At 47.6% G+C, this 16,947-nt stretch carries 13 protein-coding genes and 4 tRNA genes; 5 read left to right on the top strand and 12 right to left on the bottom strand.

Annotated features, from left to right (window positions below; translation table 11 throughout):
• Positions 1 to 136: 136 nt before the first annotated feature.
• The 9 genes from HMPREF9944_RS11845 to nspC form a co-directional block, all read right to left on the bottom strand.
• A complete protein-coding gene (locus HMPREF9944_RS11845) occupies positions 137 to 739 on the bottom strand; it encodes a 4'-phosphopantetheinyl transferase family protein (RefSeq protein ID WP_008566571.1) in 603 nt (200 codons plus the stop codon).
• A 6-nt stretch (positions 740 to 745) separates the two neighbouring features.
• Positions 746 to 2,068 (bottom strand): gliding motility-associated protein GldE, encoded by a 1,323-nt coding sequence (gene gldE, locus HMPREF9944_RS11840; RefSeq protein ID WP_081475839.1) that lies wholly within the window; start codon positions 2,066 to 2,068, stop codon positions 746 to 748.
• A 19-nt stretch (positions 2,069 to 2,087) separates the two neighbouring features.
• A complete protein-coding gene (locus HMPREF9944_RS11835) occupies positions 2,088 to 2,525 on the bottom strand; it encodes a single-stranded DNA-binding protein (RefSeq protein WP_044113723.1) in 438 nt (145 codons plus the stop codon).
• Between the two features lie 46 nt (positions 2,526 to 2,571).
• Positions 2,572 to 3,117: a hypothetical protein gene (locus HMPREF9944_RS11830; RefSeq protein ID WP_008566568.1), complete on the bottom strand. Its 546-nt coding sequence runs from the start codon at positions 3,115 to 3,117 to the stop codon at positions 2,572 to 2,574.
• Positions 3,118 to 3,144: 27 nt separating this feature from the next.
• Positions 3,145 to 3,217, bottom strand: a tRNA-Gly gene (locus tag HMPREF9944_RS11825).
• 26 nt (positions 3,218 to 3,243) lie between these two features.
• Positions 3,244 to 3,327 (bottom strand) — tRNA-Leu (locus HMPREF9944_RS11820).
• Between the two features lie 27 nt (positions 3,328 to 3,354).
• Positions 3,355 to 3,436, bottom strand: a tRNA-Leu gene (locus HMPREF9944_RS11815).
• A gap of 44 nt (positions 3,437 to 3,480) precedes the next feature.
• Positions 3,481 to 3,553, bottom strand: a tRNA-Gly gene (locus tag HMPREF9944_RS11810).
• A gap of 107 nt (positions 3,554 to 3,660) precedes the next feature.
• Entirely contained in the window at positions 3,661 to 4,824 is a 1,164-nt protein-coding gene (gene nspC / locus HMPREF9944_RS11805) for a carboxynorspermidine decarboxylase (RefSeq protein WP_008566567.1), read from the bottom strand.
• Positions 4,825 to 5,017: 193 nt separating this feature from the next.
• On the opposite strand from nspC, the gene HMPREF9944_RS11795 reads away from it, so the two are divergent.
• From HMPREF9944_RS11795 to thiL, 5 genes are all read left to right on the top strand, one after another.
• Positions 5,018 to 5,956 (top strand): ribose-phosphate pyrophosphokinase, encoded by a 939-nt coding sequence (locus HMPREF9944_RS11795; protein WP_025830096.1) that lies wholly within the window; start codon positions 5,018 to 5,020, stop codon positions 5,954 to 5,956.
• 429 nt (positions 5,957 to 6,385) lie between these two features.
• Entirely contained in the window at positions 6,386 to 8,152 is a 1,767-nt protein-coding gene (gene sppA / locus HMPREF9944_RS11790) for a signal peptide peptidase SppA (protein WP_008566565.1), read from the top strand.
• Position 8,153: 1 nt separating this feature from the next.
• Positions 8,154 to 9,341 (top strand): tetraacyldisaccharide 4'-kinase, encoded by a 1,188-nt coding sequence (lpxK, locus tag HMPREF9944_RS11785; RefSeq protein ID WP_008566564.1) that lies wholly within the window; start codon positions 8,154 to 8,156, stop codon positions 9,339 to 9,341.
• On the top strand, positions 9,223 to 10,032 hold the full coding sequence (locus HMPREF9944_RS11780) for a purine-nucleoside phosphorylase (RefSeq protein ID WP_081475838.1): 810 nt from the start codon (positions 9,223 to 9,225) through the stop codon (positions 10,030 to 10,032). Before lpxK ends, HMPREF9944_RS11780 begins: the two co-directional genes overlap by 119 nt.
• A 17-nt stretch (positions 10,033 to 10,049) precedes the next feature.
• Positions 10,050 to 11,165 (top strand): thiamine-phosphate kinase, encoded by a 1,116-nt coding sequence (gene thiL, locus HMPREF9944_RS11775; protein ID WP_008566562.1) that lies wholly within the window; start codon positions 10,050 to 10,052, stop codon positions 11,163 to 11,165.
• 451 nt (positions 11,166 to 11,616) lie between these two features.
• Here the strand turns inward: thiL and HMPREF9944_RS11770 are convergent, their stop codons facing one another.
• Genes HMPREF9944_RS11770 through HMPREF9944_RS11760 form a run of 3 tightly spaced genes read right to left on the bottom strand, consistent with a single transcriptional unit; the run spans position 11,617 to position 16,694 of the window.
• Positions 11,617 to 12,588 (bottom strand): sugar phosphate isomerase/epimerase family protein, encoded by a 972-nt coding sequence (locus HMPREF9944_RS11770; protein ID WP_008566560.1) that lies wholly within the window; start codon positions 12,586 to 12,588, stop codon positions 11,617 to 11,619.
• A 34-nt stretch (positions 12,589 to 12,622) separates the two neighbouring features.
• Positions 12,623 to 13,870 carry an SGNH/GDSL hydrolase family protein gene (locus HMPREF9944_RS11765; RefSeq protein ID WP_008566559.1) on the bottom strand — a complete coding sequence of 416 codons (1,248 nt, stop codon included), beginning with the start codon at positions 13,868 to 13,870 and terminating at the stop codon, positions 12,623 to 12,625.
• A gap of 25 nt (positions 13,871 to 13,895) precedes the next feature.
• Positions 13,896 to 16,694 (bottom strand): beta-L-arabinofuranosidase domain-containing protein, encoded by a 2,799-nt coding sequence (locus HMPREF9944_RS11760; protein WP_008566558.1) that lies wholly within the window; start codon positions 16,692 to 16,694, stop codon positions 13,896 to 13,898.
• Positions 16,695 to 16,947: the final 253 nt, after the last annotated feature.

Raw genomic sequence — 16,947 nt, 5'->3', positions numbered from 1 at the left:
CAAACTTTTCCTCAAAAAAAGCCTCCCCCAACCCCTCCGAAGGAGGGGAGTACGAACTTGCGGGAAGCCTCTCCCCTCCTTTGGAGGGGTCGGGGGAGGCCTCTCCTCCCTCCCTTTGGGAGGGTTGGGGTGGGTGTTAGGCCCACATATAGGCGACGACGAATTCAGGTGTTATTTCATAGCAAACGACATGTAGGCTGTCGTCTTTCAGATTATGGGCATGACGCTTCGATGGGGAAAAGTCTACGGACGAAATCTTCATTTCAAAGTATTGAAGATTTTGAGACGAGCAGAATTTATAGAGTGTTTCCTTTGCGCACCAATTAATCAATTGGTCAATGACACTTGGGGCATCTTCATCGGGACGCATGAATTTGTCTGCAATCCTGCTGACACGATTGCTAATATATTCTATATCGACAGCAACTTCGCTCGTCTGAGAAAGTATCACGGCGGCATACCCTTTGGTGTGGCTGACGCTGATGTTCCAACCTTCGACCATGGGCTTTCCGGCAGCATTGTGAGCAAGCTTTAAATGACAGCCCGTCATTTCCCACAGCAAGGAATAGACAGCTAATTTCTCTAATCGTCGTACCTCACTGTGACAAATTGTAATTTCTTGCTGATAGACCAGAGAAAGAGCGGGCGAAGATGAGATAAAAGTTTCCACACTTTCTTCTATCTTCCAAATGCCCAAGCGGACATCTGCTGAAACATTTTTGACAGACAACAGCGGCACCGTGCGTCAGGCTTTTGAATGTATGGTTACCTTTACCCTGCTGATGCGCCGCTCTTCGATAGAGAGAATCTCAAACGTAAAGTTCTTGTAGTCTATCTTTTCGTGCGCACTCGGAAAGTCACCTTTCAGTTCCAACAACAAACCGGCCAGGGAGTCGGCGTCGCCCTCGACCTCTTCGAATTCGCTGTCGTCGACATTCAGTATCTTGCAGAAGTCCGTCAACAGGACTTTCCCTTCAAAAAGATAAGTGTTATAGTTCAACTTGGAATAAACCTTCTCTTCCTCGTCGTATTCATCATTGATTTCGCCGACGATTTCTTCCAAGATGTCTTCCAATGTCACCAATCCGCTGGTGCCTCCGTATTCATCGACTACGATGGCAATGTGCACTTTGTTCTCTTGGAACTCTCGCAACAAATCGTCGATTTTCTTTGTTTCAGGTACAAAATAAGGCGGACGAATCAAACTCTGCCAACGAAAACCGGCCGGTTTAGACAAATGAGGAAGCAAATCTTTGATATAAAGGATGCCACGGATATTGTCTGTGTTATCTTGATAGACCGGAATTCGGCTGTAATTGTTCTCGACAACACATTTCAACACATCAGAAAAGCTACTCAGGATATCCAGATTTACAATATCCTGACGTGAAGTCATCACCTCTTTTGCCGTTTCGTCACCAAAGCGTATGATGCCTTGGAGCATACTCTGCTCGTCTTTGATGTCTTCTTTATCAGTCAATTCAAGTGCTTGTTCAAGGTCGTCGACGCTCAACTGTCGGTTCTTTTTCTGCATCACCTTTTCCGCAAAACCTCCACTCTTGATCAATATGGTTTCCAAAGGCCAGAACAGTTTGCGCAGAAAAAGAATGCCACCGACAGAGAAACGGCAGAACTTCAATGCGTTCTGGCGACTGTAGACCTTGGGCATAATCTCGCCGAAAAGCAAAAGCAGAAAAGTGAGCAACACCGTAAGGCTCACAAATTCAAGCCAGACGGCCTTGGGGCCGAAATGAATGATGGAGGCAAACACGAGATTGCACAACATGATAATGGTCACATTGACAAAGTTGTTCGTGATCAGAATCGTGGCAAGCGTGCGTTCGCTATCATCACGAAGAAGAACTATCCCGCGGTCTTTTGCATGATGCTCTGGATCAAGTTCCGAAAGGTCTGTGGGCGAAAGACTGAAAAAGGCAATTTCTGAGGCACTGGCAAAGCCTGACATCGCTAATAATACGATTGCCAAGACTGATGATAGGACAACTCCAACCGAAGGTGATTGGAATGACACATCAGAAAGAGCTTCAAAGAAAGAGGTTATATCCAAGAGTAAAAGAATTTTCTACTTAAAAAGGTAAGGCCGAATTGTCTTCCGGAGATGTTGTCGCTTCCTGACTGTTGTCTTGTGGCTGTGCTTGACTCTCCGGCGACACGGTATCCTTATCGTTGGCCACTGGTTTAGGAGTAAGCAACTCCATGTTCTCCGCCAAAATCTCAGTTACATAGCGACGCTGCCCCTTTTGATCATCATAGCTGCGATAGCGAATACGTCCTTCAATATAGAGTTTGTCGCCCTTATGAACATATTTCTCCACGATTTTAGCCAGTCCCCTCCATACCGTTATCGTATGCCAATCGGTATGTTCGGGCACTTTGGTCCCATTCTGAAGCGTATAGCCACGCTCCGTTGTTGCCAAAGGAAATTGCGCAACGGCTTGGTCTTGGTCGTAATAGCGAACATCGGGTTCTTTTCCGACATTTCCTATAAGCATCACTTTGTTCATAATGCAAGACAGATATTATATGATAAAAGCATCAGAATATCCACTTCTACTTCCACATTCCAAGATACTTGAAATGAAAATTCTTACCTTTTGCGGAAGGAAACTGAGAACGTCCGTCTACGCGACTACGTAAGTAATCAACAATGCGTGCATAACAATCCTGTCCTGAGTTAGCTTTGCATTGAGCGACGAAATGCGTATCACGATATTCGTGCTTTCCCGTAGCGGGAATCATCACTACACGTTTGAAATCAAGTGCGCCTTCATACCAACCCGGCTGCATTTCTGTGAGTCGGGTCATGACAGATGCTGCCAAATCATGCTTTTCAATGACAGGAGACATCTGTCGGACGGCCTTTTTCTCTTTGAAATCTTCCATTGTCGCAGCCGTGGTTTTTATAATAATAAAGTAAACGCGTTGGCGGACCTTATAACGCTTCGGATAGCACACGTCGCTGGCAACATAATCACGAATATCTGCTTCCAAATCAGGATTTAACCCGATTTCGGGAATAGAACTTAAGAAATCAAGTGCTTCTTCTACATCAGAAACTAATGTCTCGCGATCAAAATATCTCAAATATAAATTCATTGGCTTGTATGTTTCCCTTAGAAAAAGAGCGGAAAACGGGACTCGAACCCGCGACCCCGACCTTGGCAAGGTCGTGCTCTACCAACTGAGCTATTTCCGCAAAAGGAATAAAAATCACTTATTGTGTGAAGAGGAGGAGACTCGAACTCCCACGTCACAATTGACACTACCCCCTCAAAGTAGCGCGTCTACCAATTCCGCCACCTCTCCAAACACATAAACCACTCTGAATAAAGGTGCCCAGAACAGGACTCGAACCTGCACGTTGTGAAACACACGCACCTGAAACGTGCGCGTCTACCAATTCCGCCACCTGGGCAAGCAAAGAAGATGACTCTTCTTTATGAATTATTCAGAATGTCGAGCGGAAAACGGGACTCGAACCCGCGACCCCGACCTTGGCAAGGTCGTGCTCTACCAACTGAGCTATTTCCGCAATTTCCTTTGCAAGAAGCACTTCTCTAAATGCGGTTGCAAAGGTAAGTCTTTTTTTTAAAACCGCAAACTTTTGTGAACTTTTTTTTATGAAAAGCTTTTTTTCTGTCAATCCATTCTGCTTTTATAATCGTTATAATCATATTCACGCAGGATTTCAAGTGTGCCATCCGGTTTGGCCAATGCGATGGCAGGATGAGAAACACCATTAAACATATTTGTCTTGACCGTTGTGTAGTGCAACATATCTTCAAAAATAATGTTTTCTCCTATCCGCAATGCATGATTGAACTCCCAATACCCCATATAATCACCACTCAAGCAAGAGTTTCCTCCCAACCTATATATATAAGGTGAATGTTTATCGTCGGCAATACGATGTTTTCCACCCCTGACAACAGGTGTATAGGGCATCTCCAGACAGTCAGGCATGTGACAAGTGAAGCTGACATTCAGAATGGCCGTCTTGATTTCATGGTCTTCAACCACGTCAACTACCTGACAAACCAGCGGTCCGGTCTGCCAAGCAAAGGCACTTCCCGGTTCCAAGATGACTTTCAACCATGGATAACGGGCATGAAAGCCTCTAAGCGTGTCTATCAATAGCGTTATATCATAGTCGTCACGAGTCATTAAATGCCCACCTCCGAAGTTTATCCATTTCAGTTGCGTGAACCAACGCGCAAACTTGTTTTCTATATGCTGCAATGTGCGTTTAAAGACAGCTGCACCACTCTCACAATGACAATGACAATGAAAGCCGTCTATATCGACTGGCAATTGTTCGGACAGCCGATTTGCACTGACACCAAACCTCGTTCCCGGCGCACATGGATTATAAAGCTCGGTTTCAACTTCCGAGTATTCAGGATTAATGCGCAGTCCAAAGCTTATTTTTGGATTAAACTTGCGGGCACGCTCATGGTAACGTTCATATTGCGTGAGCGAGTTGAACTGCAAATGGCTTGAGCAACGCGCAATCTCGTCAATTTCATAATCGGTATAAGCAGGTGAGAACGTGTGGGCTTTGCTCCCGAATTCCTCGTATGCCAACCGAGCTTCGGCAAGCGAACTGGCTGTCGTTGCATGAATATACTCCCGAAAAATGGGAAATGTCTTCCAAAGCGCATACGCCTTAAAAGCCAATATGATCTCGACATCGGCCTTACGTGCCACATCTGCTATCAAGCGAAGGTTGCGACGCAGGCGCGCTTCCTCAAGAATATACATCGGTCGATTGACAGTAGAGAAAGTATCAAGATTCAGTTTCATGAATAATAAAAATCAAAATTATGATACAAAGGTAACTTTTTACCATGATATAATTGTTCTTTTGGCAGATTTTTCATACATTTGCAAGTGGAAAAATGAGATATGATGAAGCAGATGTCCATCATAAATTCACAACAATAGAATGATTTCACAAGGAGAAAAGAAACATATTCAATCATAAACACGAATGGAAATAAGTGAAAAGAATTCTTTTTTGATTTTCTCGGGTACGAACACGCGATACCTTGCAGAAAAGATTTGCGCCAGTCTGAATTGTCCTTTGGGAAATTTGGTTGTGACCAAATTCTCCGATGGCGAATTTGCCGTGTCTTATGAGGAGTCAATTCGCGGGCGTGATGTCTTTCTTGTACAAAGTACGTTCCCGAATTCTGACAACCTCATGGAACTGTTGTTGATGATTGATGCCGCCAAACGCGCGTCGGCACGAAACATCATAGCTGTTATTCCCTACTTTGGTTGGGCCAGACAAGACCGTAAAGACAAGCCAAGGGTAAGCATCGGTGCCAAACTTGTTGCCGATTTGCTGAGTGTTGCCGGCATTAATCGCCTCATAACGATGGACCTCCACGCCGATCAAATACAAGGATTCTTCGATGTTCCAGTCGATCATCTATATGCATCAGGTGTCCTCTTGCCTTATTTACAGAGCCTACATCTAAAAGATCTCGTCATAGCATCGCCCGATGTCGGCGGCTCAAAACGCGCCAACACGTATGCAAAATACCTTGGTTGCCCACTTGTGCTCTGCAATAAGACCCGTGCCCGTGCCAATGTCGTAGCCAGCATGCAGATTATTGGCGATGTAAAAGACAAGAATGTAGTGATTATTGACGACATGGTCGACACCGCAGGCACCATTACCAAGGCGGCAGATATCATGAAAGAGGCCGGTGCAAAGACCATTCGAGCCTGTGCCTCGCATTGTGTCATGAGCGGACCAGCCTCTGAACGCGTGCAAGAGTCGGCCCTCGAGGAAATCATCTTTACCGACTCTATCCCCTACTCTCACCGCAGTGCAAAGGTAAAACAACTCTCTGTTGCCGATATGTTTGCTGAAACTATCCGCCGCGTAGTTGACAACGAGAGCATCTCTTCACAATATCTTGTGTAAACATGCAAGTCGGTCGAATGCACACGCGCAGAGACCGACTTGCAATATCATTCATATTGCAGCACAATCTCAGCCATTTTATCGTGTAATCTCAGCTATTTTACACGCTAATAGGGCTGAGATTGCATTGCAATATAGCTGAAATCAGGAAGTGACATGAGTGAAACAAACGCGCCATCTGATTTAATTGCCTAAAACAAAATGCGAGCATTGCCGAACCATTACGAAACAAAAGGCAGCTTCCAAACCTAAAGATACATGAAAATTATAATTGCAAACCATTATTGTATAAAATATTTTTCATATCTTTGCAATTATATATAATTAATGTAGCACGCCAATTAAGTGGAAAGCATGCTTGATTGTCACCGCTCATCTCACAAACTTTACTTGACTATAGCAAGCATTAACCGAATTATTAACTGACGTATGAAAGATTTTTTCAAGAACGTATTCGCCACAATGTTAGGCGTTTTCCTCTTCGGAGCTGCAATGACAGTCTTCGGATTCATCTGCATCATCGGCATTGCAGCCTCGACATCTGCCACTAAAAAGATTGAAAAGAACTCTGTACTCGTGCTGAAACTCGATGGAAGCATGAGTGAACGAGACGAAAACAACCTGATGGACGAGCTCAACGGAGTAACTTCATTGAGCTTCGAAAGCACGATGAAGGCCATCAAAAAGGCCAAGGACAATGACAAAGTGGCGGGAATCTATCTTGAAGTCGGCCAATTGGGGGCCGACCTTGCACAGGCTGAAGAAATTGAAAAGGCATTGCTTGATTTCAAGAAATCGGGCAAATGGATCATCGCTTACGGAGAAAGCTACAGCACACTGGGCTACTATCTGGCTTCTGCCGCCAATAAAATCTACATGAACAAGGAAGGAATGCTCGATTGGGCCGGTTTAGGGGGCGAAAAGGTCTATTATAAGAATTTGTTCGCTAAGTTTGGCGTCAGATATATAACGACAAAGGTCGGGAAATACAAGAGTGCCGTGGAACAGATGACGGCCGATAACATCAGCGATGCTGACCGTGAACAGACACAACGCTATCTGAACGGTTGGTGGAACACCATTCTCTCCACGGTAGCCCGGAACAGACAAATCAACAAAGACAGTCTCAACGCCTATGCCGACCGCGTGATTACGCTTGAAGCACCGGAGAACACGCTTAAATACAAGATGATTGACGGCCTTGTCTATAATGATCAGGTGAAGAATATCGTCAAAAAACAATTAGGAATTGACGAAGACGAGGATATAAACAAGGTAAGTGTAGACGATATCAACGGTGATGAGACGCCGGTGATGGGCGACCATATTGCCGTCTACTATGCTTATGGGGACATTGTAGACAAGACTACGCCCCAAGGAATATTCCAAAGCAACCATCAGATTGTGGGAAGTGAGATGTGTAATGACCTTGAAGACTTGGCTAAAGACGATAATGTGAAAGCTGTTGTCATCAGAGTCAACTCCGGTGGTGGCTCGGCTTACGCTTCAGAACAGATATGGCATCAGATAAACGAACTGAAGAAAGCCAAGCCGGTGGTTGTTTCCATGAGCGGGGCTGCGGCTTCGGGCGGATATTACCTTAGCAGTAATGCCAATTGGATTGTTGCGGAGCCCACAACCATCACGGGAAGCATCGGTATCTTTGGTTTGTTTGCAGATTTGAGTGAGCTTTACACCAAGAAATTAGGCATCAACTATGCCGAAGTGAAGACCAATCGCAACGCTGTCTTCGGTGCATCTGGGCATCCATTCACCCCGGAGCAACTCTCAATGCTGCAAAATCATGTGAACAGAGGCTACATGCTTTTCAAGAAACGTGTAGCAGAAGGTCGGCGGATGACGGTCGATCAAGTGGAAAAAGTTGCGCAAGGCCGTGTTTGGCTGGGCGAAGATGCCATTAAACTGAAACTTGTTGACCAATTGGGAGGCCTTGACGATGCAATTGAAAAGGCTGCGAAACTGGCCAAGTTGACCGATTATGACACGGCTTCCTACCCTGCTTCATCAGGTATATGGGAACAACTGCTGAACAGTTACAGCAACGCCGATGACATACTCGACAGTCGGCTACAAGCCAATTTGGGTGAGTTCTACGAGCCATTCAAGTTGGTCTACAGCATCAAAAGCATGGATAAAGTGCAGGCGCGCATGCCATATATCATCAAAATAAAATAAGATGAGGACCGAAGGTGACTTCATACACATCAATGAGTGGTTGCTTCCGCTAAGTTGGTTATACGGACTTGGTGTGCGGTTTCGTAATCAATTGTTTGAAATCGGCCTGCTGAAACAACATGATTACGACCTGCCAATCATCTCTGTGGGCAACATCACGGTGGGTGGTTCGGGCAAAACACCACATGTGGAGCACCTTATTCGGTTACTGAAAGACAAAGTTAAAGTGGCAGTTCTTTCTCGTGGATACAAGCGGAAAAGCAGAGGATATGTTTTAGCCGGCGATGATAGTACGGCTTATGACATAGGAGACGAGTCCTATCAGATAAAAAAGAAATATAACGATATATATGTAGCGGTCGACAAAAAGCGTGTGAACGGCATCAACCACATCACGAAAGACGAGCAGACCGCTGATACCGATGTGATTCTTCTGGACGATGCCTTCCAACATCGCTATGTAAAACCGGGCATCAATATCCTACTTGTTGATTATCATCGGCTGATTATTTACGACAAGTTGCTGCCAGCAGGTAGACTTCGGGAGCCACAATCGGGGAAGAACCGGGCAGATATCGTCATCATAACGAAATGTCCAACTGATTTGAAGCCGATGGAGTTTCGTGTGCTCACCAAAGCGATGAACCTTTACCCTTATCAAAGCTTGTTTTTCACGACCATTGAATATGGAGAACTGCAGCCCTTCAACGCAACGGACGAGAAGCTGGCTCTCAACAAGGAGCATCTTGCTTCCAAACACGTTTTATTGCTCACCGGAATTGCTTCTCCTAAACAAATAATCCTTGATATCAAGCCGCATGCCAAAGAGATAACCCCCTTGATATTTGCAGATCACCACCGGTTTAAGAACAAGGATGCAAAGAAAATCAATGCGACTTTCAACGCTATGAAAGGCGAAAAAATCATTGTGACGACCGAAAAAGATGCGGCCCGACTGGAGGGTTTGACGGGATTAAGCGAAGAGGTTAAGCAAAATCTCTATGTATTGCCCATTAAAGTAAAGTTCATGCTCCATCAAGAAGAGGAATTTAATCATAAAATAACAGACTATGTACGAAAGAATTCAAGAAACAGCATCTTGGCTCAAGGAGAGAATGACAACAAATCCAAAGACTGCCATCATATTGGGAACAGGTCTCGGACAATTAGTTTCAGAAATAACAGATAGTTACACCTTCCCATACGGCGAGATACCCAATTTTCCCGTATCAACCGTAGAAGGTCATGCCGGAAAACTGATTTTCGGAAAATTAGGCGGCAAGGATATCATGGCAATGAAAGGCCGTTTCCATTTCTATGAAGGCTACGATATGAAAGAGGTTACATTCCCTGTACGGGTGATGTACGAGCTCGGCATAGAGACATTGTTTGTCAGCAATGCCTCGGGCGGCATGAATTCCGACTTCAAAATAGGCGACTTGATGGTCATCAATGACCATATCAACTTCTTCCCCGAACACCCGTTGCATGGCAAGAACTTCCCTACCGGCCCTCGTTTCCCCGACATGCACGAAGCCTACGATCGGAAACTCATTGCAAAAGCCGATGAAATCGCCAAGGGAAAAGGCATTCAGCTGATGCATGGCGTATATATGGGCGTGCAAGGACCTACGTTCGAAACACCGGCAGAATATCGCATGTACCGCCTAATGGGAGCAGATGCCGTCGGAATGAGTACCGTTCCCGAGGTTATCGTAGCACGTCATTGCGGTATCAAGGTGTTTGGCATCAGTATCATCACCGATTTAGGCGGCTTCGACGCTCCTGTAGAAGTCAGCCACGAAGAAGTTCAAAAGGCAGCCAATGAAGCACAGCCGAGAATGACAGAAATCATGCGCGAGATGATTCGTTACTCATAATACCAAGCTGCAAAGGAATGACAGAAATCTCAAAACTCGGTGAGTTCGGTCTCATACACCGGCTCACCAAAGACATTCAAACAAAGAATGCAAGCACCCGATACGGCGTGGGAGATGATTGCGCCGTGCTGAGCTATCCCGACGCCGAAGTCCTCGTCACCTCGGATATGCTGATGGAAGGCATTCACTTCGATCTCACCTATACGGACATGCGCACACTGGGCTATAAGTCTGCCATGGTGAACATCAGCGATATCTTTGCCATGAACGGCATACCGCGCCAATTGGTCGTCAGCATTGCCTTAGGGAAACGCTTCACCGTAGAAGACCTCGATGCATTTTATCTGGGCATGAAAGAGGCTTGCGCCAAATGGAACATCGACATTGTAGGGGGAGACACCACTTCTTCAAGGACTGGCCTCGCCATAAGTATCACCTGCCTTGGTGAGGCACAGGCAGAACAGATTGTCTATCGCAATGGAGCGAAAGAGACCGACCTGATTTGCGTCACCGGAGACCTCGGCGCAGCCTACATGGGACTGCAGATTCTTGAGCGCGAAAAGGCGGTCTACTATGCGCAGATCGAAGACTACAATAAGAAAGTGCGCAAAGCACAAACCGATAAAGACGAAGCCAAACTCAACATGCTACGCGAACAACGCCCGAGTGTGGAGGATTTTCAACCCGACTTTGCCGGAAAAGAATACCTGCTCGACCGCCAATTGAAACCCGAGGCCCGCGGCGACATCATCCAAAAACTGAACGAGGAGCACATCAGACCGACGGCAATGATAGATATCTCAGACGGGCTGAGTAGCGAACTGATGCATATCTGCAAGCAGAGCCACTGCGGCTGCCGTGTTTATGAAAAAGAAATCCCCATCGATTATCAAACGGCCGTCACCGCCGAACAGTTCAACATGAACCTCACGACCTGCGCGCTCAATGGCGGAGAAGACTACGAACTGCTCTTCACCGTGCCCATCGGCGACTATGAAAAGATAAAGGAAATAGAGGGGATCCGGCAAATCGGTTACATCACGAAAGAAAGTCTCGGCTGCATGCTTGTCACACGCGACAACAATGAATTTGAACTTCAGGCGCAAGGCTGGAATCCCCTCCGCGATGAATAAAACCAGAATTGCCGATAAAATGTACTTCCACCCTGGGTGCGCCAGTCCATTTTCTTTTTTTTATGTCACCTCCCATGGCTGAAAATGCGATTTGTTGCTTTTTTCTTCTTCCGCCATGGCGGAAAACAGTTAATCGTTAAAAAAAGTATTTTCCGCCATGGCGGAAGAACATTTCTTTAATCTTAATTAACTTCCGCCACGGCAGAAAGAGTTTTCTGTTAATTTTTCTTTCTTCCGCCACGGCGGAAGAACTTTCCGTTAATCTTAATTAACTTCCGCCATGGCGGAAAGGGTTTATTTGTCGATTTTTCTTTCGTCAACCATGGGTGATAAGTATTTTTCTTATCCCGAACCTTTACTTGCCATAATCTATCAAAGGCATACGCACGGACAAACCAGTTGCGGCTTGTCTTGAAGCGTATGCCTTCTTTTGTTCCCTGAAAACAATATCTTATTTTCCGAACAAGGCCTTGCGCATGAACCTTGAGGTCTCCACGGCATCGTCCTTGCGAATCAGATTTTCGATTTCGGTAAAATTATGCTCGACGATTTCCTCGAACCTGCGCACCCACAGTACACTTTCGCCGATGGCATCAGTTGCATGCTCGCGATAAGGATATTGGTCCATCGACAGCCAACCCTGATAGCCAGTCTTCTTCAGCTGGAACAGCAGGTCTATATAAACGGTGCTGTGGACCGAAGCCACGATCATGTCGTCGTCCCAACAGCCGTGGTTGTCGTTGAAATGCATGTGGAAGAGTTTGTTGCCCGCCCGCTTTGCCAGTACGACGGCTTCGGCCGTGTTCTCACCGGCATAGAAACTGTGGCCCGTGTCGATGCAAATGCCGACGTTGTCGCACCCTGTTTCTTGTGCTGCAAGAAGCGTGTCGGCCATGCGGGCGTGGAAAGAGAAGTTGCGAGGCTCCTTGGGTTTATACTCCAAGGCAAACTTCAACGTAGGAAATTCCTTTGCCAACGCAGCCGTTCCCTCGCAAAGCCAGTCGCGTTTTTGGTCATAATCGGTGGAAAGCAGATAGTCGTAGCCGTCTTGTGCCATCCACATGTTCACCAACTTACAATCCATCTCGAGGGCAATCTCGCCTATCTTGCGCAGATAGTCGAGGGCCTTGCGGCGAATGGCCGGGTCGTTGTTGGTGATGGTTCCCTTTCCGTAAACCTTGTCCGTGAACACATCGGGAATGATAGAGACGCAGGTCTTCCCGTAATCCTGCATGCGGCGTTTCATGTCTTTCACGTTGTCGGGCCTGATGTCCCATGTCCCCACCAGTTCGATGCCCTCGACATGAGGGATTTTCACAGCCTCGGCAAGCATTTCTTCTGTGCTGGGATTGTCTTTGTATCCCTTGCAGAAACGATCACACGTGTTGCCTAAGTTACCTAAAATTACAGAATACTTGTACATAAATTATGATTTTAAAGTTAAACAATAGATTGAATTATCGATAGATTTCGGGAATGTCCGTAAGCGTCTGCTCAAACATTCTGCGCCCTCCCCGCTCGTTGGGGTGATGATAAATCTGCCAACCGTAGCTGCCGGTATAGTCTTCCCAGAACATCAGCGACTTGTCTACTTCCTTACCGTCGCCGGCCAACGATGTCGGCAAGTCGAACCTGCACCCGTTGATACCTTCCTTGCGGCGTACTTTCTCAATGATGGCATTGTTGCTCACCTGCGTTCCACTTTCGTTACAGGGAATATTGTTGAGAATGGGGATTGCGCCTTGACTGCGGATATAATCTATTAGTGCCGTCAGGTTCTCTTCCGTGTTTCCACCGTTGGTCCCGATGGTCACCATGACATACTTTGTTTTGATGTGAGGGAGCTCGTTCCGGATATATTCCGACAGCATCGAGATGTTTCCTCCGCCACGTCCGCTTGACATGGCATTCCCTTTCAGCCTGCCGATGACCAACTGCGTCCACGATTCGGGGAAAGTCTTTGTGGGGAAATAGCCTTCGGGCTGCGTGATGGAGTCGCCATAGAGCAGCACTTTCACCTTTCGCTTCAGCGCACAAACAGTGATGCGCTTCACTAAGAATGACGTTCCGCTTACCAACCCAAAGCAATAGTGGTCCCATTGCATGCCGACAGAGAAACCTTTTTGCAGTGTTCCGGCCCCACAGCCACCCGTTCCGTCATTAGTGGCACACAACTCTGCATGCTTCTTTGTCTGCAAGTCGGTGATACGCACCTTTGCTTGCTGGTAGATATGGTAGATTTCTATCAGATATTCCCTGTTCCCTTGCAGGAAAGGAACCTGCATCTCCGTAGCGGGATTCGTCGCCATGGAGACGCGTTGATGCGGAATATCCACATAGACACCGAAATCACTGAGGCTACTCCGGAAGAGAGCTGTAGCATCGGCCGAGAATGAGACGCGGTATCTCACTACGCGTTCCGCCAAGGCATAGAAGATATTCAACTTCACCATACTATCTTTCTGCACGATGGCAAGGCCGTCCTTTCGGTATGCACCGGCGTCGTTGAGCAATAGCTCCGGGATTGCCTTCCTATCATCAAGCTTCCGGTCATATAGGATGCCCTCTTTTGCCGTGCATTTCGTGCTGGCTTGCATTTCAGCGTATCCTATATTTCCCATGAAAGAAAGAAGTTGGAAGGCAAGCAACAAGAAGACAACTTTATGTTTACAGTTTATTTCCTTCATTTTCTGCTTATCATTCATAGCTTTCTACATTTTACTTGTTTGATTATTCCGCCTGCCGCAGACCCGGAAAGCATGTGAAGTTACCGCCTTGCAACGAGAAATAAGGCGTAAATCTGTAGTCGGGCATTCCCTCTACCGTAAACTCACAAGGCTTATCCGTCGCCTTGATACGTTTCAAGAACTCATCTGGCGAGATATCAAACTTAACAGAAGGCTCATTGGGTGCCTGCTCTGCATCTTTCATCATCGGACCTTGTAGTGCCATCAGCATCGGTCCATAGAAGAAGGCATAGCGTGTTGCACCCGCAATACGCGTTGCACCGATATACTTCTCATAGCTCCATGTCATCGGGAGGCTCCATGTTATTTCGTCGTTGTCCTTCCATGTACGATCTATTTCTACGTAACTGCCGGGCATTCCGGTCTTCACCTTTCGATCGTTCACGCGAAGTACGACACCACCCTTTGCCCATTCGGGAATGCGGACTCGGACTTTCATCGTCACAGGACGGTCTGCCGACACGCGTAGGGCTACTTGATTGCTGTATGGGAACTGTGTCTTCATCGTCAGCTTCACCGGTTGGTCTTTAACCTTAAAGTCGATGTCGGAAGCCGAGAACAGATTGACGAACACACCGTCAGGTGCAACTGAATAGACATACTGCGGTAACATACCGTATAAAGCAGTGGCTTGTATCTCGCAACAGGTGTTATAGCACATAGCAGGATACTTAGCATCGTTCACCTGATTGAAGTAACGTATGCAACCATTCTCGCCCTGTGCTGCGAAGACTACATTGTAGAGCGACTTCTCTATTTCCGAAGCATAGCGCTCCTTTGTCGGCCAAAGCTGAAGGAAGCGATGATTCAAGTCTATCCAGAACACGCTTCCGCAGGTTTCGTAGATGTTGTTGGGAAGGTTGGTCAGCACGTGCGACTTCGGACGGCATTCAAAGTGTTCACAGAGACTGATGCCTCCGCCGGGTATTTGGAAATAGCCCGAATAGATTCTCCATGCCCCCAAGGCGGCATTCAGGTAGCGCTTGCTGCCCGTTGCCTTGTAGATGTCGAACAAGGCACACACACTTGTCAGCAGATAGTTGTGAGGACGGTTGAGCGTGAAGCGCCATGCTGCCTCTGGCAAGCCTTGTGCCAAGTCATTCAGCCACCAGTCCATGTCGTAATACTTCATGTTGGTCTGAATATCCTCGGGTTTTCCCACCGGAGAGTGGTAGACCATTGGCCCGGCTATGCTGCCCTGTATGCCCATGCTGCCCAACAGCATCAACGGAAGATACTCCTTGGCGTTGTTGAACCAGTCATAGAAAGGTCTCAATAGCCGATACCCCCTCTCATGTCCGCCTAATCCCGCAGCAAGCAAGCCTTTCGTGAGCATGGCGCGGTCATAGTTCTTCTGCTCGTCGCGCATCACGCCCGGCCACGTGTCCGTAGAAAGCTTGTAGTTCAGGCTCTGATAGGGCATAAGATAGCCATTGCCGTTGGCAAACTGCCTGCGGTCTATTTGCTCCAGAATATCCTCTATGGCTTTGCTGAATGCAGGAACATCGCGGAAGCGCAGCGTATGTCCCATGCCACCCAGCATTCGTCCTTCGTTAGAACCCATGAGCATATCGATCCAAATGCGGTCTTGGTCTTTGGCATCCACCCAGTTGGGCTTACGAAGACAATCCTCCAAGTATCGGATATTCCTGTCGAAGATGGTCTTGAACACGCCATCTTCTAACTTCACGCCACGCACCGGAGCCACAGCCTCAAAGCCAACGGGCTTCCAACCTGCAGGGTCTGAAGCCTTCTTTGCATGGCGTGCCATTTGTGCAAGCTCTTCGTCGGTCTGCCGGTTCATCTCCACCATCAGGCACGAGGGGTCATCTGTCACGAAACGCTCAAGGGCTACCCGCTTTCCTTTAGAGACAACGATGCCCTTGATACGGTTATATTGATCTGCCATAAGGTGGTCGACCGTGAAGAGCAACCGATGCTTTTGCGGAACCTTAGAATAGCAGTTCACCGTCCGATAAGGCTTGTCGTTCACATACAGCTGCATCGTGCCGCCATCGGGGCCTGTTTCGCCATAGCATCTCACCGTGCCGCCCTTGGCACAAAGCTCCCACTCCTCGTCCGACAGGGTAGCTTCGGCCACACTCTGCGCACGTTGCAAGTCGGCCGGCGTGAGCCTGAAGCCCGCCGTGTATTGCACGAACGAACGATTGCCGGCATCTATCTGCACGGGGCCGGCCGGCTTACCTTTACACAGCAGCCAATCTATCTCCACGGCCCCCGACTTAGCCACGATGACGAGCCTGTGGTCGCCCCGTGACAGCGCGCCCGAGTCGAACAGCAGTCCGTCGGCGGCAGGCTTGGCACAGTCCACCGTTTTCACTAACTTTCCATCTATATAGACCTCGGCCACGGCTCCGGCCACAGGCTTCGCATACCAGCGAATGCCCTCGCAGTCGTTGAGGAGGCAACTTGCCGTAGCCCCATTCTGTTGCGCATAGCTGCGCGTGTTGCAGAAGTAGCCTCCGCTTCTGGGCAACAAGCGATTGAATTCCCACTTGCCCGAATAGGTCAGCTCCGTGTCGTTGATGACCCGTCCGTCGGCATGCTTCTGTCCGGCAGTTGCAGACAAGTTGCTCTCGCCCACCTTCTCCATCTTGATGCCGGCATACGAGACCTCGCCCGTCTGTTGTCCTGTTTTTACTGTGTCGTTGCCTGCGGGGCTTTGTCCGTAGGCCGTCCCCGCGCCCTGAATGAGCAGGGCGAGCACGGCATACAGCCATTTCTTCTTCGTTTTCATTCCTTTGATGATTAGCTTTTTCATACATTCTTCGTTACGTTTCTCTCTCCTATCGTCCCTTCCGTTTCGCCGGTTGATGTGCAAGGCAGTGTCATGCGGCCGACAAAGGCTATGTGCCGGGCTTTGTATATAACGACTCCGACCCGACAGATAGTATACTTATCGAATTATCTTCCCGATGAGAAATATTTCTCTACCCGATGAGAAATATTTATCTTCATGATGAGAAATATTTCTCATCGGGTAGATAATTCGACACATACGGTATCTCTCGCCT

It is taken from the genome of Segatella maculosa OT 289, assembly GCF_000243015.1.
Classification (GTDB): domain Bacteria; phylum Bacteroidota; class Bacteroidia; order Bacteroidales; family Bacteroidaceae; genus Prevotella; species Prevotella maculosa.
The sequence above is the reverse complement of the archived record's forward strand: the minus strand, read 5'-3'. Positions and strand labels throughout refer to the sequence as shown.

What these genes read in the sequence shown, in the direction of transcription:
- HMPREF9944_RS11835 (WP_044113723.1), bottom strand. Translation starts at nt 2,525, where the DNA reads ATGAACAAAGTGATGCTTATAGGAAATGTCGGAAAAGAACCCGATGTT.
- HMPREF9944_RS11830 (WP_008566568.1), bottom strand. Translation starts at nt 3,117, where the DNA reads ATGAATTTATATTTGAGATATTTTGATCGCGAGACATTAGTTTCTGAT.
- nspC (WP_008566567.1), bottom strand. Translation starts at nt 4,824, where the DNA reads ATGAAACTGAATCTTGATACTTTCTCTACTGTCAATCGACCGATGTAT.
- sppA (WP_008566565.1), top strand. Translation starts at nt 6,386, where the DNA reads ATGAAAGATTTTTTCAAGAACGTATTCGCCACAATGTTAGGCGTTTTC.
- lpxK (WP_008566564.1), top strand. Translation starts at nt 8,154, where the DNA reads ATGAGGACCGAAGGTGACTTCATACACATCAATGAGTGGTTGCTTCCG.
- HMPREF9944_RS11780 (WP_081475838.1), top strand. Translation starts at nt 9,223, where the DNA reads ATGTACGAAAGAATTCAAGAAACAGCATCTTGGCTCAAGGAGAGAATG.
- thiL (WP_008566562.1), top strand. Translation starts at nt 10,050, where the DNA reads ATGACAGAAATCTCAAAACTCGGTGAGTTCGGTCTCATACACCGGCTC.
- HMPREF9944_RS11770 (WP_008566560.1), bottom strand. Translation starts at nt 12,588, where the DNA reads ATGTACAAGTATTCTGTAATTTTAGGTAACTTAGGCAACACGTGTGAT.
- HMPREF9944_RS11765 (WP_008566559.1), bottom strand. Translation starts at nt 13,870, where the DNA reads ATGAATGATAAGCAGAAAATGAAGGAAATAAACTGTAAACATAAAGTT.
- HMPREF9944_RS11760 (WP_008566558.1), bottom strand. Translation starts at nt 16,694, where the DNA reads ATGAAAAAGCTAATCATCAAAGGAATGAAAACGAAGAAGAAATGGCTG.